Origin of the sequence: Leptolyngbya sp. PL-A3, assembly GCF_039962325.1 — a bacterium.
Classification (GTDB): domain Bacteria; phylum Cyanobacteriota; class Cyanobacteriia; order Elainellales; family Elainellaceae; genus Vacuolonema.
In genome coordinates this window covers 1-21,674 of sequence record NZ_JAMPLB010000093.1, presented here as the reverse complement: position 1 = coordinate 21,674, position 21,674 = coordinate 1, and the positions used below count along the sequence as shown (strand labels likewise).

At 44.3% G+C, this 21,674-nt stretch carries 12 protein-coding genes and 3 pseudogenes; 2 read left to right on the top strand and 13 right to left on the bottom strand.

The features are described 5' to 3' along the window. The 12 genes and pseudogenes from NDI52_RS31875 to NDI52_RS31820 all read right to left on the bottom strand — a co-directional run. A pseudogene (locus tag NDI52_RS31875) lies at positions 1 to 206 on the bottom strand (hypothetical protein); the annotation flags it as partial. A gap of 229 nt (positions 207 to 435) precedes the next feature. Next, entirely contained in the window at positions 436 to 3,531 is a 3,096-nt protein-coding gene (locus tag NDI52_RS31870) for a hypothetical protein (protein WP_348257001.1), read from the bottom strand. Between the two features lie 56 nt (positions 3,532 to 3,587). After that, the gene (locus NDI52_RS31865) at positions 3,588 to 4,970 is read right to left on the bottom strand and encodes a hypothetical protein (protein ID WP_348257000.1); all 1,383 of its coding nucleotides are present in this window, start codon (positions 4,968 to 4,970) and stop codon (positions 3,588 to 3,590) included. A gap of 22 nt (positions 4,971 to 4,992) precedes the next feature. Next, complete coding sequence (locus NDI52_RS31860) at positions 4,993 to 5,739, bottom strand: hypothetical protein (protein WP_348256999.1); 747 nt, start codon at positions 5,737 to 5,739, stop codon at positions 4,993 to 4,995. Continuing rightward, complete coding sequence (locus NDI52_RS31855; RefSeq protein WP_348256998.1) at positions 5,729 to 6,004, bottom strand: hypothetical protein; 276 nt, start codon at positions 6,002 to 6,004, stop codon at positions 5,729 to 5,731. Before NDI52_RS31855 ends, NDI52_RS31860 begins: the two co-directional genes overlap by 11 nt. 114 nt (positions 6,005 to 6,118) lie before the next feature. Then, entirely contained in the window at positions 6,119 to 8,605 is a 2,487-nt protein-coding gene (locus NDI52_RS31850; protein ID WP_348256997.1) for an anthrax toxin-like adenylyl cyclase domain-containing protein, read from the bottom strand. Between the two features lie 70 nt (positions 8,606 to 8,675). Continuing rightward, a complete protein-coding gene (locus NDI52_RS31845) occupies positions 8,676 to 10,820 on the bottom strand; it encodes a hypothetical protein (RefSeq protein ID WP_348256996.1) in 2,145 nt (714 codons plus the stop codon). A 6-nt stretch (positions 10,821 to 10,826) separates the two neighbouring features. After that, complete coding sequence (locus tag NDI52_RS31840; protein WP_348256995.1) at positions 10,827 to 11,867, bottom strand: hypothetical protein; 1,041 nt, start codon at positions 11,865 to 11,867, stop codon at positions 10,827 to 10,829. 89 nt (positions 11,868 to 11,956) lie between these two features. Further along, on the bottom strand, positions 11,957 to 13,600 hold the full coding sequence (locus NDI52_RS31835; RefSeq protein ID WP_348256994.1) for a hypothetical protein: 1,644 nt from the start codon (positions 13,598 to 13,600) through the stop codon (positions 11,957 to 11,959). A gap of 138 nt (positions 13,601 to 13,738) precedes the next feature. Then, the gene (locus tag NDI52_RS31830; protein ID WP_348256993.1) at positions 13,739 to 14,302 is read right to left on the bottom strand and encodes a hypothetical protein; all 564 of its coding nucleotides are present in this window, start codon (positions 14,300 to 14,302) and stop codon (positions 13,739 to 13,741) included. Positions 14,303 to 14,515: 213 nt separating this feature from the next. Next, complete coding sequence (locus tag NDI52_RS31825) at positions 14,516 to 17,575, bottom strand: tectonin domain-containing protein (protein ID WP_348257002.1); 3,060 nt, start codon at positions 17,573 to 17,575, stop codon at positions 14,516 to 14,518. A gap of 157 nt (positions 17,576 to 17,732) precedes the next feature. Beyond that, a complete protein-coding gene (locus NDI52_RS31820; RefSeq protein WP_348256992.1) occupies positions 17,733 to 19,034 on the bottom strand; it encodes a S8 family serine peptidase in 1,302 nt (433 codons plus the stop codon). Positions 19,035 to 19,607: 573 nt separating this feature from the next. Here NDI52_RS31820 and NDI52_RS31815 point away from each other — a divergent pair. Beyond that, positions 19,608 to 19,904: pseudogene (locus NDI52_RS31815) on the top strand (transposase); the annotation flags it as partial. A 155-nt stretch (positions 19,905 to 20,059) separates the two neighbouring features. Here the strand turns inward: NDI52_RS31815 and NDI52_RS31810 are convergent. Further along, positions 20,060 to 21,049 (bottom strand): IS110 family transposase, encoded by a 990-nt coding sequence (locus NDI52_RS31810; RefSeq protein WP_348256991.1) that lies wholly within the window; start codon positions 21,047 to 21,049, stop codon positions 20,060 to 20,062. A 330-nt stretch (positions 21,050 to 21,379) separates the two neighbouring features. On the opposite strand from NDI52_RS31810, the pseudogene NDI52_RS31805 reads away from it, so the two are divergent. Continuing rightward, positions 21,380 to 21,556: pseudogene (locus NDI52_RS31805) on the top strand (IS4 family transposase); the annotation flags it as partial. Positions 21,557 to 21,674: the final 118 nt, after the last annotated feature.

Genomic DNA, 21,674 nt, shown 5'->3' with positions numbered 1-21,674 from the left:
TTGATATTCAACTGAGGCAATTGTAGGAATCGTTGAAGGTTGCGACGACGACTTTCAAACTGAATCGGTTGAGCAAATAAGGTGGCTAAGCGTTCGATGCTCACGCAACGTTCATGCTGCAATAGGGCAACCAACATTTGCAGAGTTATAAATTGAATCGAACTCAGTTGCGCTTGTAGACAAGCCTGATAGAATGAAGGCAACATTTTTGAAATTGGGGGTGATTCTTCGGATTCACCCTATTTTTTGACCTTTCCTGCTGCCGTTTCTGTTGCACAGCTTACGTTTCAGTCTCTCTGTCACCCCTTGAGAAGGCAGCCTTGTCTCATTTTGCTATCCTATTTCCAGGACGCTTCAACTATTAAAAATCTAAAGGCTTACACAAAAATCTAAACACTCTCTAAGTGGCAATAAATTAATCACCAATCTTCTTCTCTAATTACCAAAACCTTCTTCCTTAAGTACTTCTTGTATATGAAGATGTACTAATTTCGCAACCTCATCGTTCATCGCTCTTTTAACATCTGGCGATGAGAATTCTTGAATAAAGCGAAAAAACGCGCCTTGCTCTACCAACATCTTTACTACTTCATTTTTTGCCTTTTCTATATGAAATTCCACCTCGCCAAGATACTGATCCAACTTTCGCCGTGCTTGATCTATCTTTTGAAATTCCAATGTTAGTTCATGGGGAATATTAATAAAATCAGGAGACTGATCTAAGAGAAATCGTTGAAATATTTGATTTAGCTGCTCTACCGCTTCAGGCTTAACCTCTTCACTTTGAGAAATAGCTTCTAATTTCTTTAGTTCACGCAAAAAATTTACACTCTCGCTGATAAGCCCTGCCTTTACGAACGCCTCAAATTCTGTAGGCAAGACAGGAGAATCAAGCACTTGCTCGAGGTTAATTGATCCAAATTTTTTGACGTTTTTTGGTAGAAATTCATTCATAAAGCGAGGTTTCAGCATGCTTAGTACCTGAAATCTTGCTTTCCCTAAAAGCGGTTTTGCGTCCCGAACGTATTTCTCGTAGTCATACCGATCAGGATTACGAAGAGCTTGAGCAATCTGCTCAAACTCTTGATAAAGAGAGCCAGAAATATTAATTTTTTCAACGGCATTAGATAACAAATACTGCGTGAAAAGTTTGTCAAGCGATTGAGCAATTTCAGTTCGAGGAATGTTTTCCAATTCCTTGAGGGAAAGTAGAAATTTGAGATTCTCGGTTACAAACTCTTTTTCTACAAGCACGTTGAATCCTGCGAGTAGTACAGGAGAGCTAAGTACCTGGTCAAGCGTTTCCCCACTGGCCTTTAGTTCTAGGATGTAATCTTTATTAATATATCCTTCTGTGCCTTTGTATTTGCACCAGACATATTTAGGATCTGATGTTTTCCTCTCCCAATCTATCTGAATTGCCTCACCGAAAGACACACGGGCGGCAATACCCGTTCCAAAGATTCCGCCGCTCCTAACAACATCTGGATTTCCAGATTGATACTTGTGAATGCCAACACCCCTAGGTTTTCTCCATTCAACTACATAAGCTGTCGTAATAGAAAAAGGTTCTGAATATTCAGAATTAGACAGAGATCGAGTGATCTCAGTATGGTTGTCAGGCTCCTCGTACAATAGTCCTGAATTCCTAAGGTTTTCTTCTAGAGCTTTTTCCTTAAAGGCTTCTTGAATATCTGTTGATGAAAAGCTTTTGATGAAGCCAGATAACTTATCTGTAGCTAATAGTTGGATAATCGTTTCACTTGCCCAGTTTAGCAGAGGTTCCATCGTCTCAACATATTGAGCAGTATCATGCGGTTGCTCTTCTATTATCTGGTCGAACTTAATTTTGGAAGCTTTAATTCTTCTTGTACTTTGATCAAATTGAATATTAGGGAGATTAACCTGCTTGCTAGCATTGGGGACTACATAGGTCATGAGGATTTCATTAAGCTGAGGCACCTGGTCAACTTCAGAAATGTTTTGTAGGTTTTTCAAGGCAAGCAGAAACTCCAAATTTTCAGTTGCAAGTTCCCTCTTTAAATACGCCTCCAATCCTTTAATCAGTATTGGAGAGTTTAGAATCTGTCTAATCGTTTCTTCCTTGCCACTAGGTCCAAGTATATAAGCTTTATTAATATATCCTTCTATACCGTTGTATTTGCACCAGACATACTTGAGATCTGACGATTCTCTCTTCCGATTAACTTGAATTGCTTTACTAAAAGGTACACGAACAGCAATACCTTGCCCAAAGATTCCACCACTTCTAACAACATCTGGATTGCCAGATTGATATTTGTGAATACCGGCTTCCTTGGATCTTTTCCAAGCAATCACATAGGTTGTTTCATAACTGTTTTTCTCTTGTTCCTTAGCAAATGGTCTGGACATATCCCTGAGAGTATCTGTCGATTCGTCTTCTGAAGGAAGGGAATGAGCTTCGGTATCAAATGCTGCTGCTTTGGATTGAGATTGTCCTTTTTCCTCTGCCTCCAAAATTCGATCGAACTCATCAAATCGTTGCTGAAGCGGAACCGTACCGAGGTCAAAGGAGTTGGCAAACGCCATGTTTTTGCCCATACGATCGAACACACTATGAGCACTGGAATAACTGGGTGCGGGTTCAGCGGTTGGAGCTTTAGGCTGAGGGGGAACTCCTTGCGCCATGCGATCGAACACATCATGGGGCGAGGTTTGTTGCGGTGGCTCTACAGGGGCAGGAGGCGGCGAGGGGGGTACAGAGAGTTGTTGAGATGGGGCAGACGTAGATGAATTAGCGGATTGGTCGCGATTACTATCATCAGTTTTCTTGCTGCCTAAAATTGCCTGTAGATCTTCTAAGAAATCATTTTCTGTGATAACCTCATTACCTTTAGAGGTTCCCCTTTCAGTTGTTAGTGCATCGACTGCGAACGATTGGGCTGACGGAGCTGCCGATTTAGTCGGTGCAGAATTTGAGCCAGGAGAAACGACTTCTGGCTGAATGGGAGACACTGGAGATCCTGTACTCGGAGCAGACGCCGATACATCAACAACCTGTTGGCGATCGCCATCGTAGGTTTTCTCACCTCTGGCAATAGCTTGCAAATTGTCTAAGAACCTATCGGCAATGTTCTCATTCGGTACAGAAACCTCCCTTCCGGACGCTGGTGTGTCAATCCCAAATGCTCTGGCTGGAGAACCTGCCGCCTGAGTAGATGCAGGTTGCGTAGAAGAATTTGTGTCTGTCTGATTTTGGGATGATGGGGGCTCTAAATCAAATGATTCCACCTCGAAGGCTTCTGACCCTAAACCCATGTCAGGCATTACTGAATGGGCAGTAGCATAGGTTGGGGCGTTTGGCACATACCTGTTCGTCTTTTGGTCATATTGCAAGTCAATCGGTTCATTGTCATCAAATGACATTGCCTCAACGGATGCACGTTGTTCCGGTTTGGGCTTTTTACCCTGTGCTGAATCCGCCTTTTGAACCGGACGACGCTGTAGTTTTTGCTCTAGATCGTGGAGTCGGTTTTTGGGATTACGCATCGGGTGTCACCAAGGAAAAGATTAACAACAAGTGCAAGGCTGAGTTGAGGTAAAACCTACAGAAATTGAGGCAGCAAACTAGCCAGAGACAGCCAACTGGGGAAAACTAGCCACGGAAGAAATCGTCGCCAACGAGACGATCGCCACTCAACCACTGATAAACCTGTTGTCGCATGAGTCGTCGAAGTTGGAATATCGCGGTCTGTTGGGATTTGAGGAGGTGAGCCTCTAGGATTTTGAGCAGGTGTAAACGGGATGATCGCCGCTTTGGTGGCTTTATCTGCTAAAACGATCGCGGATGATGCAGGAATGACTTTTGCAATCGCAGAAGTTTTAGTAGAGCCAATCTCCTGATCGTCCTGATCCCATTCCTCAACATTGGCTTCAAGGTACTCCTGCGGTAATTCATCGGTTGTAAAAGCATCTACTGTCGGAGTATCCGCAAGCGAGAGAGCAGTTGATTCACATTGGGTTAGTAACTCAGGCAGATTTAGACCATCAAAATTATCAAACTCGTCGAAATCATCAATCTCAAATGATTCTGCCTCAGGTTGAGCAGCAGGAAGTAAGGAAGGTGACGATCGAGGTTGGGGCGATCGTGCTTGATGAAGTTGAGCAGCGAGGTCTTGCCAGCTTTCTAGAGGAGGTTCGTCATCATCAAGAGCAACAGTGGCAATAAAGGGAGGCAAATTCTGATCGTTTTGATCCCATTCCTCAATATTTGTTTTAAGAAAATCCTCAGTTGGCTGATGGGTGGTTGAGTTGTCTGCGGCGGAAAAGGAGTTTGGTTCAAATTGGATAGGTAGGGCAGGCAGACTTATGTAGCTGGCATCCTCTGTCTCTAACGGTTCTGTCTCAATTTGTGTAGTTGGGGAAAATCGTTGCGACGATCTATAACGAGAGTGGGGTGATCGCGCTTGATGGAGTTGGGCAGCGAGGTCTTGCCAGCTTTCTACGGGAGATTCATCATCAAGATTAAAAGCAGCAACTTCAAACGCATTCGCAGTTGGTTCACTGGGAGGTGATACCTTTGCTGATGGAAATATCTGTGGTGAATGTGTGGAAGGTCGTTGTGTGGATGCTTTATATATTTCTTGATGAATGCTTCGATTAGTCTTTTGATTAAATCGGGATGAACCTAAATTATCTGTTGTAAACGGTTCAACCTCCCTCATTAGTGGGTCATGGCTAAGCTGAGCCGCTAAAGCTCGCCACGGTGATGAGGAATGCGGGCGTGGTGATGGGGGGCACCGTTTTTGAGGTGGTTGGCGATCGGGTGATGAAATCGGATCTGGTTTTACAGATGATGCCCGAGGTTTTATTCTGGTAGGACGAGGTGCTTCAGGGTGTGGTTTCTGAGCAGCAGGTGATCGCCGCGTCTTAAGTTCTTGCTCGAGATCAAGCAGCCGATTGAGAGGAGGGGGATTGTCACGAAGCATGATTCAGCATCCAAACAGTTAATTAGGGTTGCAGGTTCATGGTGAAAACGGCATAGGGGTCGAGGGCGACCTGAAGTTGTTTCGAGTCTCCTTTGAGTGCAGCAGGGTCAACTTCCAGTTGCAGTCGGTTTTCACTGGCCGATAAAACCTGGACGGGTTGATCATTCAGCACTGCGGCAGGAAAGTCGGTGAGCGATTGAGCAACTACCAGGTTTTCGCCCTCTAAGGTCAGTACTGTTTTGCCCTGGGCTTGAGAGACTTTGGCTTGAGAAACTTTGGGAGGATTTTGGCGACGACGAGATTGGTTGATGACGTCTGCAAGGTTGGAATAATCAACTTTGTTATCTGTAATTTTTCCCAGAGCAACCTTGCGTTCTGTAACCGTGCGGCGCAGATCTTCTGCCGATTGAATACCAAGTTTTTTAAGTTCTTTTTGTTGTGGTTCAGATAACCCCATTTCTTCGATCGATACATCGTCCTGAGTTAACGGGGCGCGGGTAACCTCCTGAATCTGAGTATCCCGAATGGAGCCGAGCTGAAATGAAATTTTAGAGGCTCCAGTTTCTCCAGGTTTGGCAGTGGTAAAGCGAACGGTATCGCCATCAAATTCAGGGAAGAGTTGCAACTCCAGGTTCATGTCTTTAACCATGTAGGTGAGTTTGCGGTTCAACCCTTTGACCGATAGCGCATCTTGAGCTTTATCTAGCTCGAAAATGAGGGAGTCTAGAAAAGATTGCAAATTCCAGGAGTGGTTCGAGTTATTGACCATCGGTTGCTATGATTTGCAGACTGAGGCGATGAAAGACGGGAAGAATAGTGGTTTCGGTGGTTTGGGTAGGGGGAGAACTGCGGAGGGTGACGTTGCCCTCATCGTTAACAGAAATGTTGAGCTCAATGGGAAGGTCAATGTTAACCCGTTCAATTTCTAGAGTTTGACCCGTGGCGAGATCTTCAAGTGGATCGGTGAAATCAGCGAGTTGCTCAACGAGGTTGGACAATGAGTGATAAACATCGCTAACGTTTGTATGTCTCATCTTTTGTCAGGAATTGCTTCTAAGTTGTTATAACAATTTGAGCTAGATTGCAAAAGACTCTTTAAATAAAACCTTACTAATAAAGTCTCCAATTCCTACAAAGAATCTAAAACTCTATAACCAAACTTGCTTATGATCTTTTCCAGGTTTATATCTTCTACTACCATCTACATTTACCCAAACTTGGCCCCTGCCCCTCGAATTCTCATCTGTATCGAAAGGGTGATGTTGTCCAAAATTTGCACTTACTTCGCCCGCATAGCTAGTTACTCGAATTTTACTGTACCCTCGGTTCTTCAATGCCTGAACAAATTGCGCGGCTAGAGGTATAACTTGATGAGAATCTCTAAACTCGGATGGTTCTGTTGAGATTTCTTTGAAGTTTTCTCCCAGTTGTTTAAGTTCCCCCTTTAGGATTGCTTCTCTTTGTGCTCTCATCTTAATTTCTTGTTCCAGTCTTCTTATCTGAAGACTTTCTACCTCTTTGCCCATTTTTTGTATCTTTTGCTGCATCTCTTGTGTTTCCACCTCAATTTCTCGCATCTCTTTTCTAACTTTGTCTGCCTTGTCTTGAATTTCTTGCCTTTTTTTAACAGTAGCTTTAGAACCAACAGATAGAGCCGCAGAACAAACAAGAAGCTCTAAATCTCTATGTTCTTTGCTAAGTCCATCATTCTCTATCCATTTAGCAAGCTCAGCAGGTGTAAAAACACCTTTATTGTTGATGGCTTCACCGTCGTAGCTAGTAGTTTTACCAGGAATATAAAATATCGGTATGGTATCATGACCATGTGTCATTAAGTAAAGCTTAACGTTTGGGTTTAAACTTGCTAAAGGCTTGTAAGTGCCAGAGGCAACATTTGGACTATTGAGATGATGTATTCCAGTTAATATTTTTGGATACATATTAGGAAGCCCCCTAATGGCATTATTAGCAAACTCTGTAAGTTCTGCATCTGGCCATGGAAGGTACAATGCATTTTGTACAATCTCTTGCTCAACCTCTAGCGCCTTGCTTATCGCCTGAGTGCCCCATGATTGCAATGCTATTGATTTAGTTTGAAGACTAACTGGATACACCGAAGCTGTCTGATCAAAAATTATCTTCATGCCATTGAGAGAAATAGGCTCTTTTGTTAAGTTGGAAAATATATTGTTTTCACTGCTATGAGGCATAGACATTGCTTTAGCTTCCTGTACCCCAAATTTGTAGTCTTCCCAAGGATTTGCCCATTTATCTGGAACAAATACATCGCTCCCTAAGCTTTCTAAATCTCCCCTCCAACTTGGGTTGATAGGAATCTTAAACCCTAAGATAATTAGAGACTTGAGAAAATCTTTGAGCTGAGTTAGATTCTGAATTCCAAAGGCTCTTTTTTGGTATGGAACAAATCCAATTAAGTCGTATTCTATCTCTGGAGCTTGCGGCCTTCCTCCCTCATCATTATGGTGAACCATTTTTCTGATTGGAGGTAATGCATGTCTCGACTCTTTCAGTGGGTCTTTCCTCTTTCTGGATGCAGGTTGTAGCTCATCATGAATCCAGACTTCTTGGACCAACTCTTCTATGTCCGCTTCTGTCTCTTGCGAAAGGTTACTTCCATAACTTCTTTTATAGGCTTCCCTGACATCCTGCTTATAAACTGCTTTATTTAGCTCATATATCAAAATCATTATTCTTTGATGAACATGTCCATAGTCAGGATGGCCTTCCTTAAAACTACTCTTTTCATCAATCCGTGCAATGCGCAAATCTAGTTGGTCTTCCTCATAGCCAATTCCATCGGTTAGCAACCGATCTCTAGGAAAGATAGCAAATAGATCATAATCACCAGTGATAGCTCTCTTATGTTCTGGAAATGAAATTGGATTGAGCGGATCAGTTAGAGCCATTACAGGGGTTAAACCACTATATTTTTCACTCTTCTTTTGACAGACTTCCTCCCCTGGATCAAAATAAACGCCCCAAAGCTCCTGATTCTTCATCAAGACAAACTTCAATTCCAGCTCACTGCCATCGTCTGTTCTTCTTGATCTGCTAACAATATCTGCGTATTTTCTTGCTAGTTCATTTCCTTCTGGTAAGTCACTAGGAGATTTTCGAGCAGCTGTGATGTGAATTGAATGCTCATCTGGAGAGCGATTGAAATCAATAATTCCTAATTCCTTTTGATTGTTTTCGAGAAACTTTACTCGTTCATCCGAAATGGATAACGGAATACGCCAAGTCTCAGTGTCCTCCAACCCGTTAAGTTCTCTATAGAGATCAGGTTGATAATTAATTCTTCCTTGGACTTCTTGATGTTGAAAAGCCAGCTTGTCGGTTTTGGTTAAGCGGATATCTTCTAAAATAAAACCTGCCGCGGGTCCCCAATTACATGATTTTGCTTTGACATGAAATCCTTTCGACCCATACCCTTCTTCAATAAGTTGCTGACAAACCCATCCAGGAGCGCGAGACATAATCACGCAATCCCATTGATCTGCCACTTTCTGAAAGGCTGATTCATGGGCGTGAGCAAAACCAACCAGATTGATAGCATCAGTTCCTCTCGCCAATCCGCCGGATAGCGGTGGTCTTGCCTTACTTTCTAATGGCATTTAACTTCTCTCCTGCGCAACCATTAAATCAGTTTGCTCTCCGCTCCATACGCCTATCTTAGGTAGACTATCAAGTACAGGCCCCAACAAAATGAACGATCGCAGGCATCGGAAAATAGACCTCATGTTCTGTTAATGCCAACACCTGCCCATTAGTATTCGTTTGTCCAGCCTGCTTCAGCAACACTCGCTGCAGCTTCATCTCTGGATATGCCCACAGCGCCACCGTATCGCCCTTGCGCCCCTCAAACTCCACCTGATTACGAGCAGCATAACTACACTGTTGCTTAAACTCCGGTGACAAAAGCGCTTTGAGTTCCCCTTCGCTCAGGGATGGATGGCTAGAAATCTGCGGCAGCAGCTCATTCAAACGCTGGGGACTCATCAACAATCCCGTTTTGAGCTTGCCTGTTTGATGAGTAGACCCATTCCCCCCAAATTTAGTCAACGTTTCCATCCGGGCATGATTAGTGCGATCGCTCTCCAATGTCAGGTAATACTTGCAGTCCAGTGAAATCTGTTGCTCTGGATCAGAGAACTGCTTTTCCCAAACTTTGTGCCAGTAGTCTCGGAAGCGATCAACATCATTGAGCGGTACAACTTCTGCCGTGCCTTCCATACGATCGAAGCAATAGTCTCCGACCAGCGTGATCAACTGGGTCATACTCGTGCCCAAGCGTTTCTGCTTTTTCGTGGCTTTGTCTCGCCCCGACCACAACAACACTGCACAAACCAGATACTCCTGGTTTGGAGAAAGCGCTCTCAACTGCTCCCGCGACAATGTTGGCGCTACTGCCAACGGGCCAGACATCACAGCTCCCACGCGCACCTTTTGCTCAATCAAAATCTCTAGAGTTTCAGGATGCTTCACCAAGAGTTGCACCACTCCATCCCGAATCGGGCGTGGCGTTTCCACTGTTAGCGGAAAGGTAATATCTTGATTCTGGTGATAGATGGGGCGCGATCGCCCATTTAGCATCACAGTCACCACATCCGCAAACATCAACCGCACCGTACTAACATGCTGATAAGGCGTTGCAACCGTCGCAGTTGAAAAGGCATTGGTCAACGCTGCACCATAAGCCCACTTCTCTGCGGCTGCATCACCTGCATTTGCCATCAGCTTTTCCAGGTGTTGCTGTTCTTGCTTATTCGCCTCCAGATCTGCTTGAGCGAGTTTTTGAATGCCATCGGTGACAGTACTCAGCAATTTAGCAGGCGAATCAATAACTGCTTTTACCGTTTCTGGTGTCAAAACTTGTTGCAAAAGCGGCATCAGCGCAGGTAGTTGGCTCAGAAGGGCTGCTGGTACTGCCAGTTGTTCTGTATAAGCAGAGGGTTTTAATCCATTAGGACTGTAACTCAGTGCAGTTGCAACGCTTCCTCTTGATGATCCGATTGTTGATTTCGCCATTGATAGGGCTGAGCCAGTTCGAGAACGAGATGCGATCGCCAAAGCACTACTGGTCCCATTTGATGCTGAAGTAGTCGCTGCTTTCTGGCTGGCTGATACATTTGATGCTTGTTGTAAAAGAGTTTCCAACAATTTCAGCGTCTCAGGATTAGCAACTTCAGCCGGAAGGTTTTGTTTAGCAACCTCTGTCAGTGTTTGCTTGGCCGTATCCGTCAAAACTTGCTTCGCTACCTGAGCAGCCTGTTTTGCACTATCTGCTAGAAGCTGCTGTCCCCCATTCGACAGTACTTGCGTTGCAGCTTTGGTTGCAGCGGGCAGAACCGTTTTAATGATGGAACTGAGAAAACCTAAGGCCTCAGCAGTTTCCATCGGGCGAACTTCTTTATAGATGAAAGGAACAGTTTCGACAGAAGAATTGCTCATGGGCTGCTCCAAGCTAAAAGCGGCGGCTGTCCGCGGCTCAATCGTTGTCAACGCTGAATTAAGCGGAATTTCAACAATCTCAGAAATGGCAGGACCAGTGCGATCGGGAGTTCGAAAGCTAGTGATTTGAATGAAACGATGTTGGCAATCGATCTGTTTGTTAGGAATTTCTAGAACGGTGCGACCTAAACTATTCTCAGCTAATGGACCCACTACAGGAGAAACAAAGTGAGGATCATCGAGCAACTGAAGCCCATTGACCCTTTGCTTCATTCCATTACCAATGGCATAACTGTAGTAACGGTTGCAGCCTATATCGACTTGAAATCGGTTATAAGCTGCGTCAGCATCTTGCCACTGTAAAATCGCTAAAGCCATTGCTACCTAGCCTCCAGCAGGGAGCTGACCTTGATTAGTTCCTTGCCCTTGAACTTGGTTCGTTTTGGGCTGATTTCCATACATTTGAGCAAAGTTGTCTAGCTTGAAGTAGTCAGACTTGAAATTAATCTCGACTGACCCTGTAATTTGGGCTGACATCTCAGTCGTATTTGTGCTCTTAGCCGACGACACACTAATGCGACTGCGTTTTTGAGTATTAGCACCACCACCACTAGCGACAAAGCGTGACAAAAATCCACTCCGCGTACTGCTGCTACGGGTGGTTGTCTCCTGTTCTGTTGCTTTATCCGTTTTTTCGATGTTCTCTGTGGCTTTCACATCAAAGACTACTGCAGCTTTAACGGTTCCCTTATCTACAACAATGCGAGAAACTCCCATCAAAAGCATTTCTCGCAGAAGGGCACGCTGTTCCTCAGCCATCTTCTGTTTAGCCCTCATAATTTCAACCTTGATCTGGTTGTCACTGGGGTCTAGAGGGTTTCCTTCCTTATCAGTTAGAGCTAGCTGAGCGTTGCCCGCTTCACCTTCTCCAGGTAACCTGAGGTTGAACTTATCACTATTGTTTTCTGCCAGGTATTTGAAAGCAGTTGTATCATCAATTTGATTCACAAAATGAGCAACGTCTTTAGTCGCTTCTTTCAGCAGAGCCATATAATCTTGCATCTGCTTGTGAGTCAAATTAAGTGTAGCGTCAAATACACCATTCAGTAGATCCTCAACGAACTGAGGAAAGTCAACGCTGTTCATGAAATCAGCCGCGCGCTTGCCTGTGTTATCCATATCACGGTTTTCATGACGCTCTTCATCAATCACCCGACTAGCCCCAGCCGTGCCCATCGCCCCTGAAAGCCCTTGAGCCTGAGCCAAAGCAGGTTTATTCAGTAACTGATGGTATTGGGTATTGACGGTATCCCGATACATTACCATCTGCCCATCTTTATCCAGATTCCGAAAAGCTTCCGATTGAGATAACAAAGCGCGGGCATTGGCACGAGCCTGTTCCTTTAATTCTTGCTCTGTAGGCATCAAACCCCTTCCTCTATGTAGTGCTTCTTCAAGACGGTATTAGGTTCCACAAAACGTACTCAACAAGTCATCACTTTGTAAAATGGGTATTAAACTTCCCAATCGTCAAAGTCATCACTTTCAGCACCAGAGCCGTTTTCAATGCCGAGTTCTGTCTCCTCTGTCTCAAGTTCTTCTGTGTCGATCGAGGCTTGAGCAATAATCCAAGATTCTGCTGCACTAAGGAACGTATTGAATCCACTGTCTTGAACAATGCCTTCGTTAAAGTTAGCAATCCACTGATAAATCTTGTTGCTTTCTACCGCGAGTGTCTTCAGGGGAGCTGTGGGTACTATCATACCCAAATCTTCTCTAGCAACTCGCTCAATTACGCTCCAGATGGTCTTACGTCGCCCTCCAAACATGTTAAGGATTTCATCTGCCTTGAGAATTGCAAGTGCCTCTTGTAAGTGTGCATAGTCTTCAGCTACCTGAACATGCGCCATGCCTGTCATATTTTCTGTCAGGTTGTATTGCAAATTTTTAGTCGCTTGAAACACTTGGGCTTTTGACAAATAAGTAACATCCATCTGCTTACCTTCAGATTTGCGAATGTACTCCGTTACCTCCACCATTAGCTTATGCCACAGGCGCGAAAACGCTCTGTTAGCAACCATTTTGGAGAGCAGCTGCCCGTCACCTTTATTAAGCACCCGTTTGTAGAGCATGGCGCGTTCTTCATAGGTAGAACGCTCATTCCGCAACTTATGAAAGCGGTAAAGGTCAGAAGCCGTTTTCCCATTGGGCACATCCAATATACCCCTTGCCCAACGCAATACCAGTGCGTTGGCTACATCAAAAACATGCATGAGTTCGCCTACAACATAGACATAATCTAATGCCCCTGCCGCCTTGATGTTAGTGGGAATAACTCCTTGAACATCAACCTGATCAAACTGATCAAACGAATCAACCGTAAAATCCCAATCGACCTGTCCTTTAAGACGGAATTGGTCGATCGGATCATCTTTAACAGTGCTACGCTTTAGAGCATCGTGATAAGCCAGAACAAAGTATTCATCATACTCTCCTGACGTGAAAGCATCTTTTGATTTAAACTTGATTCCTAAATTAACAAGATAATCAGTCATTCCCTGCTCGATCGCCGAAGTGAATGATTCTTCGGGAAGAACAGTTCGCTTTTTGATGCCGTTGTTTATATCTCCCCTGATATACGCATTCAGATAGTAATGAATGTCTCCTTTTTGGTAAATGGTACCTAATACATCCGAGATAGCAGAATCAAACTTATCCTGCTGAATCGGTAACCCTTGGCTTAATACCAAGTCGTCTAACTTTTGCCATCGAGGATCATTTGGCTTAACCTGCAAGCGCCGCTCATCTAATGCTGTCGTGAGCAATCGTGCTAGAAAGTATTTGCGGCAATCTCCCTGAACAGCACGCAGAACGGAATTGCACAGGCCTGTCACATCCTTTTTAGGGTCAATTTCCGCCTTCTCGATTGCATCATAAATAAGAACAGCATAGATATCAGGAGAGGACAGTAAAAAACGGCTAATCTCATCTAAGCCAATCTGGTTCAGTCGTTTAGATAATTCATGAATTTGATCAGTGATGCCCCGCTTCTGAAGATCTTCTTTGACATCTTTCGTTGCAGTGCCACCGTTCTTTGAGAGCTTATGCTCTGATTGCCTCTTTAAGTAGTAATCTCGAGTTGTGTCTCGTGCTTTCATTGCACGGAGATCAATCGATACTCGAGGCTGATAGATCCCTTTGAAAGGATCAGCAGCATATTGGTTAAACGAATTTAGACTAGCTATCATTTTATGTTGCCTCTATACAAAGCATGAGCTGGGTTTAATGGACTGGATTTAATTAGAAAAAAACAACTTTTCAACAACTGTCCAGTTTGAAGAAACTTTTGATTCATGAGAATTCTGACTAGGCGAAGGCGTTTCTTGAGATACTCCGTTTGACTGTGATTCTTCAATCCCAAACAAAACGCTAACAGATCCCCAATTTTCATAGATTTGCTTGGCTTCTTCTAGCTTTTTGGAAGCATCTCTTCCCTGTTGATCTGCTCTTCTACTAAAGTTTTCAGCCTCAGCTCTCGCATTTTTTGCGGCAATTAGGATGTTGTCTAGCCGTTCAAGAATCTTATCCAAGTGCAAGATATCATTAGGCTGCGAGTTCATAGTCCCTGTGCTGCCTATTCCTGATTCAACTTGCAATACTTCCTGGCCTGATAAAGCAGAATTACTATCTAAGCTCTCTTCTTTGGGACTTTTATCTTCTGGATCGCTCTCTTCCGATTCGGGCTCTACTTCTGGTGATGTACCTGATGAAACAGAAGTAGTATCTAAGCTCTCTGTATCGCTTTCTTCTGCAGCCTGTGCTTCTAATATCGTATCTGATTCAGTAGAATCGCTATTCAAGTTTGCCTCCTCAGAGATCTCATTCTCTACATTACTCTCCTTTGATACGACGGGTGTTTTTCTAGCCCTTGACCCTTTACCTCTCCCTACTCTAGTTTGTGATTCTGAAGGAGTGTTCGACTCCAAATCGTTTGGGGACTCATTATCCATGCTCTTTTGTCCTCTTCTGCTTAATTGCCTTATGTTTCAGATTAAGTCGTGAAAGTAAATTTACTAAAGCCAAACTAGTGAAGAAAAACAACTCTTCAAGTCTTCAATTGAAAATCCCTGGGTTTTAACGTTATTTTCAATTTGTGAAACTTGTTTGCTTGCTTCATCTGCATATTCGCTTGCAAGTCTTGCCGCACTGTATATTGAATCTGCCTCTAATGTGTCTGGAGAAATTGTAGAAGCTTGTTGAGACAGGTCTTTTGCTGTACTTGCAGACTTTTGGGCAGTAGAGGCAAACTTTTGTGTCTCCTGCCAAAGCCTATAAATTTCTCTCCCCTTTTCAAGAATTTGCTGGGATTTCTGAGTTGTCTGAATGTATTGCTTAAGGGCTTGAAAATCCTCTACTGATGCATTAGAACTTTCGATTCTCTTGAGTACCTCATCCCAAATCTTCTTTTGGGCTTTCAAATTCTCTAACTCATCTATTTTCTCTCTTAACTCGGGTGCTACACCTAAAGCCGTATTGAGTTTACTCTCTTGAAGTAACTCAGTGATAGCAATAATAGAACCGCTGTTCGGTACGAGTTGCCACTCACTATTAAGCGTTTCACGAGTATAAAGCTGCTTATTGTCACCCACGCCTAAGATAGTGCCGTTCGGCAGAACAGATACCCCAATTACAGAACCACTGTTCGGCACGAGTTGCCACTCACTATTAAGTGTTTCACGAGTATAAAGCTGCTTATTGTCACCCACGCCTAAGATAGTACCGTTCGGCAGAACAGATACCCCAATTACAGAACCACTGTTCGGCACGAGTTGCCACTCACTATTAAGCGTTTCACGAGTATAAAGCTGCTTATTATCACCCACGCCTAAGATAGTACCGTTCGGCAGAACAGATACCCCAATTACAGAACCACTGTTCGGCACGAGTTGCCACTCACTATTAAGCGTTTCACGAGTATAAAGCTGCTTATTATCACCCACGCCTAAGATAGTACCGTTCGGCAGAACAGATACCCCAATTACAGAACCACTGTTCGGCACGAGTTGCCACTCACTATTAAGCGTTTCACGAGTATAAAGCTGCTTATTATCACCCACACCTAAGATGGTGCCGTTCGGCAAAACAGACACCCCAATCACAGAACCGCTGTTTGGCACGAGTTGCCACTGGCTATCGAGAGTTGCACGGGTGTAAAGCTGCTTATTGTCACCCACACCAATTAGACTCGTAGCAATGTTATGCCTCGTTTCTTGCGATAGCTTGGGTATACCAGTTACAGAATTACTACTGGAACCTTGCTCTCCTAGGCCAGATGATGTTGCGTAAATAGAAGACTTTTTAATACAAACACTAATCACAGAACCACTGTTTGGCACGAGTTGCCACTGGCTATCGAGAGTCGCACGAGTATAAAGCTGCTTATTGTCACCCACACCTAAGATGGTGCCGTTTGACAAAACAGACACTCCAATTACAGAACCGCTGTTTGGCACGAGTTGCCACTGACTATCGAGAGTCGCACGAGTATAAAGCTGCTTATTGTCACCCACACCTAAGATGGTGCCGTTCGACAAAACAGACACTCCAATTACAGAACCGCTGTTTGGCACGAGTTGCCACTGACTATCGAGAGTTGCACGCGTGTAAAGCTGCTTATTGTCACCCACGCCTAAGATAGTGCCGTTCGGCAGAACAGATACCCCAATCACAGAACCACTGTTTGGCACGAGTTGCCACTGGCTATCGAGAGTCGCACGGGTGTAAAGCTGCTTATTGTCACCCACGCCTAAGATAGTGCCGTTCGGCAGAACAGATACCCCAATCACAGAACCACTGTTTGGCACGAGTTGCCACTGGCTATCGAGAGTCGCACGCGTGTAAAGCTGCTTATTATCACCCACTCCCAGGATGGTGTCATCTTGCAATGAAGCTTTGGTTGAAATAACCACTACGTTGATTACAGAACCACTATTCGGCACTGCTTGCCATGGACTTTCGAGAGTCGCACGCGTGTAAAGCTGCTTATTGTCACCCACGCCTAAAATGGTGCCGTTCGGCAGAACAGATACCCCAATTACAGAACCGCTGTTCGGCACGAGTTGCCACTGGCTATCGAGAGTTGCACGCGTGTAAAGCTGCTTATTGTCACCCACACCTAAGATGGTGCCGTTCGGCAGAACAGACACTCCAATCACAGAACCGCTGTTTGGCACGAGTTGCCACTGGCTATCGAGAGTTGCACGGGTGTAAAGCTGCTTATTGTCACCCACGCCTAAAATGGTGCCGTTCGGCAGAACAGATATCCCAATTACAGAACCGCTGTTCGGCACTGCTTGCCATGGACTTTCGAGAGTTGCACGGGTGTAAAGCTGTTTGTTGTCACCCACTCCCAAAATAGTTCCGTTCGGTAAAACAGATATCCCAATTACAGAACCGCTATTCGGCACTGCTTGCCATGGACTTTCGAGAGTTGCACGAGTATAAAGCTGCTTGTTGTCACCCACTCCCAAAATAGTTCCATCTTGTGATGAAACTTTGAGCGGAATAACCACTACGTTGATTACAGAACCACTATTCGGCACGAGTTGCCACTGGCTATCGAGAGTTGCACGGGTGTAAAGCTGCTTATTATCACCCACACCTAAGATGGTGCCGTTCGGTAAGACAGATACCCCAATTACAGAACCGCTATTTGGCACTGCTTGCCATGGACTTTCGAGAGTTGCACGGGTGTAAAGCTGTTTGTTGTCACCCACACCTAAGATGGTGCCGTTCGGTAAGACAGATACCCCAATTACAGAACCGCTATTTGGCACTGCTTGCCATGGACTTTCGAGAGTTGCACGGGTGTAAAGCTGCTTATTGTCACCCACGCCTAAAATGGTGCCGTTCGGCAGAACAGATACCCCAATTACAGAACCGCTATTCGGCACTGCTTGCCATGGACTTTCGAGAGTTGCACGGGTGTAAAGCTGTTTGTTGTCACCCACTCCCAAAATAGTTCCGTTCGGCAAAACAGATACCCCAATTACAGAACCGCTGTTTGGCACTGCTTGCCATAGACTTTCGAGAGTTGCACGGGTGTAAAGCTGTTTGTTGTCACCCACTCCCATTAAAGCTATAGAAGAGTTGTGCATTAGTTACGCTCCTTGAGTAGTTAAGATGTTTAATTTTTCAAACTTAGAACTCGTTTATAGAGTCGAATATGTTAAAGCCATTTCAATGCGAATATTTCCACATCTGGCAACAAGCTGGCTTAAGAATGGTGTCTTACTTCTCATCATGTGAAAGTCTGTACTCTAATAACCGTAGAGCATCTATCAAATTTAGCCTGCCAAAGCCAGCCTTAGGATGCTTAAACTTTGTACAAACCTTGTCAGCAGAATGCTTCAACACAAATTTCACCTGGCTGTCTGTTAACTGAATTTCTTGCTTCAACGCATAGGATTTCATCAACGCCACGGCTCCTGCCACAAATGGTGATGCGTGAGAGGTTCCCGTCGAAAATGCGTATTCATTCTCCAAATAAGTGCTATAAATATTTGTTCCTGGTGCTACACAACTCACATGCTTGCCATAGGTAGAAAATGATGCCATCTCCCCTACCTCATCCACTGCACCCACCGCAATTACATAGGGTAATGCGCCTGGATAGTAAAACTGTTCTTGTCCGTCATTGCCCGATGCCGCCACGATCGTCACACCCTTTTGCTTGGCATAGTCCACTACTTCCTGATGGGGCAATCCTCCTCCCGCATGCTGAATGCCCAAACTCATATTGATGACGTTTGCCCCGTGATCGATCGCCCACTTAATTCCCACATTAATGTTGTCTACTAAGCCAGCGCCTACCCGTTTGCCATTTCGCTCCATCGCTCCCAGCACCCGAACTGGCATAATTTTGCATTTGGGTACAACTCCGAGCGGCATGCTTAATCCTTGGCCTGCAATAATGCCTGCTACATGCGTGCCATGTCCTACCTCATCATCAGGAATCTCGTCATACCCCAGATAATCCCCAACAAATTTGCTTGCCCCATCAAGAATATCCACAAAGTCATAACCTGGTATTAAGGCTTCTTGAAGTTCAGGATGGCTAAGAGTAACACCTGTATCTAGCACTGCAACTGTGATGCGAGGGTCACCCTGACTATATTGATGAGCTTCTTCTAAGTAAATAGCTTGTCGCGATCGAGCATCTGTAGTTATCTTTCTTGGCGTTGGCAAGAGACGGGGAAGATCAGCCTGAGCAACTTGACCTATATTCACCTTTTCAACGATTGGAAGATTCGACAACTTTTGAATTAACTGAGTTGGAATCTCTTGATCCTGCTGCAAGATTAGACGATAAACCCGATCCAAGCCAGTGACAAGCTCTTCTGTACCCCATTGCTCATTAGCAGATTGGTATTCTTGAGCCACCCATACAGGAACCTGAAACTCACTAAAAATTTGATCAATCGTTGGATGTAAACAAGACGTAGCAACCGACTTATCAACAAGAATGTTCTGCCAGTAAGCAAAGCTTGGAGAAACTGATTCTTTTAACTTAATTTTGATGTGATTTTTCATGAAGCATTTGACAACATAATTGTATTGCTAAGTCCGCTCACCAAGGCATGAAATAGCACGCAAAGATATCGCTCACCTGCATTTCAGAAGCTTCAACCTGTCCCAAAATGGAAATGTGAAACGATTACAAGCGATAGCTAGAACTTTAAAAACCTTGTCTAAACTTTCAGAGAGCCTTAAAGAAGGCGTCTAAAATTTTAGAGAATTTTGAAGAGAAGAACTGTGCCTTACTCGTTAAGATTTATACATTAGCTTACTGCACCCTAACGGTAGATTCTACTATATACATGAATAGCAAAAATTAATTTTCCTTTAAATCTCAAAATGCTATCTCATGATTAAACTGCCAGAATTACTTCCAGCTTGCTCCTATAAGGACGATTCATCTACTTGTGCTAAAATCCCTAATTCTTTGTTAGTTTTAAGCAATCGTAAATTTTTAATCACAACTAAAAATTGAAGTTAAGTAACTAACTTTGGCACTTCTCTATGAGGCTTCTAGTCCCTCTTCTATCACTCTATAGAGAAGAATTTAGTATATAGATAGCCCTCTTGATGTTGGAGGTGAAAGTGATGTCTTTGACTAGACTGGCTCGTCCAACTGTCAGGTTTGTCGATGAATACTGCCAACTCTTCGAGTCGCTTTTTCCCGAAGTGCGAAGCTTTGAAGCCTTTAAGTTCCTGCATTTGGGCTTGATCTCAGACATTAAACGCAAATCTCTGCCTGCGATCGCTAAAGCAGTGGGGCTACATGATGCCCAGAGTCTCCATCATTTTCTGACTGAATCACCCTGGGACGTTCAACAGTTTCGTCGAGAACGATTGCAGCTGATTTTGCAACTAATCAAGCAGGAAAGCATGATTTTGCTCTAAGTACAGATACCGTCTTGGAGGTCAAGTTCGTGGCTAAGAAATGATGAGGGTAGCTTTTGTAAGAACAGGTGAGCAAAAACGGCTGAGAACAAAATTGCCTCAGCAGCTAGATTATTTGGGATTTGAAGTCCAATAACTATCCCATCAGTTACTTATTTCGCGGCAGCTATCATTGTTGCCTGTTTGCCATAGTCTACACTGAATGGCTTACCTGACTTTAGGACTCCATAAATCAAGTGCAACAACTTTCGCATCACTGCCCCCATTGCAGCCATTGCATGTTTTCCACGTTGCTGCAACCGTTGATACAACTCCTGTGTGAGTGGATTCCACTTGAGCGATGCAACTGCAGGCATATATAGGGCTTTGCGCACTCGTGCACTACCCATCTTGGATAAGTGAGTACGTCCGTGAACGGAAGAACCGGAAACTCGTTGTTTTGGTGTCAAACCTGCGAAAGCTGCTGCTTGGCGTGCACTCGTAAACTGCTTCAGCTGAGGAATCTCTGCCAATATCTTAGCAGCTGTTAACGTGCCAATTCCTGGAATTGATGCAATTAAGTTCTGCTGTTGCTGTAAATCAGGATGAAGGCTTATATGCTTCTCAATTGCAATTTTTAGTGTTTTGATCTGTTCGTCGAGATGTTTCATCGTAGATTCGATCGAAGCAACAACCGCTTCAGGATATTCACCGCTTTGCAATCGCGTCACTTCCTGTTGGTGCATCTGTATGAGCGCATCTAAGCGACGGACTAAGGCTTGCAACTCACGAATTTCAGCGGGTGGTGGCGACCAAACATCTGGTACCAGCGTTTGGCAAAATAATGCAATGATCTGAGCATCCACTTTATCGGTTTTATTTCGCGTGAGTTGGCTGATGCCAAACGCTTTAATGCGAGCTGGATTGACCACACTGACCTGATAGCCTGCGTTGTACAAATAGAGCGCTAAGGCCTCACCATAGGTACCTGTTACCTCCATACAAGCATGAAGTTCACAGATATTGTGTTTTGTCAACCAGACTTTTAATTTCTCAAAGCCATCAGGTGTATTTGGAAACACTTTGTGGCGTTGTTTGTCACGCTGCAAAAGTACGGCATCAAACTTCGCCTTAGAAATGTCAATCCCCAGAACTGCATTCATAGTGATGAAACGATGAGAGTGTCCCTTTTGTCAGTTGTAGCTGCACTTGCTCAGGTCTACCTTGTGCATACAAGCTCTTCTCAACCGAGAGGCCTCCGATACCGTCCGACCATCATGAACAAGTGTGGGGAAAGCGATCTTCATCTGTACTCCAGATTCGATGATCTTAGGACAAAACCAGATTCGTCTTTCCCCCTATCCAAGCGTCCCTGGATAGGATCAGCTGTTCTATTGAACTCGCTGCTAGCTCAATATACAAGGACAAAAAGTTGCAAAAGATTGGGAGGAAAGGGTTTCATAAGAATTACCACATTCAAAACATGAAACCCTATGAATCAGATTACTCGAATTGCCCAAACATTGCAGCCCCACCTCCCTTGGCATGGCGCACGGATAAGCTTTTTAGCCCTGTTTCTCATTGCCCTGTTTCGGGTCAAAACGGTCAACCTGGCCGAACTGGCCACGGCTTTTATCGGTAACGCTCAGCAGGAGTCTCATTACAAGCGCTTACACTAAGTACCGGACAAAAGCTTGCAAAGATTGAGTAGGAGAGGGTTTCATGAGAATTACCACATTCATCCACGAAACCCTCATGAACCAGATTACTCTAATCCGAAAAACATTG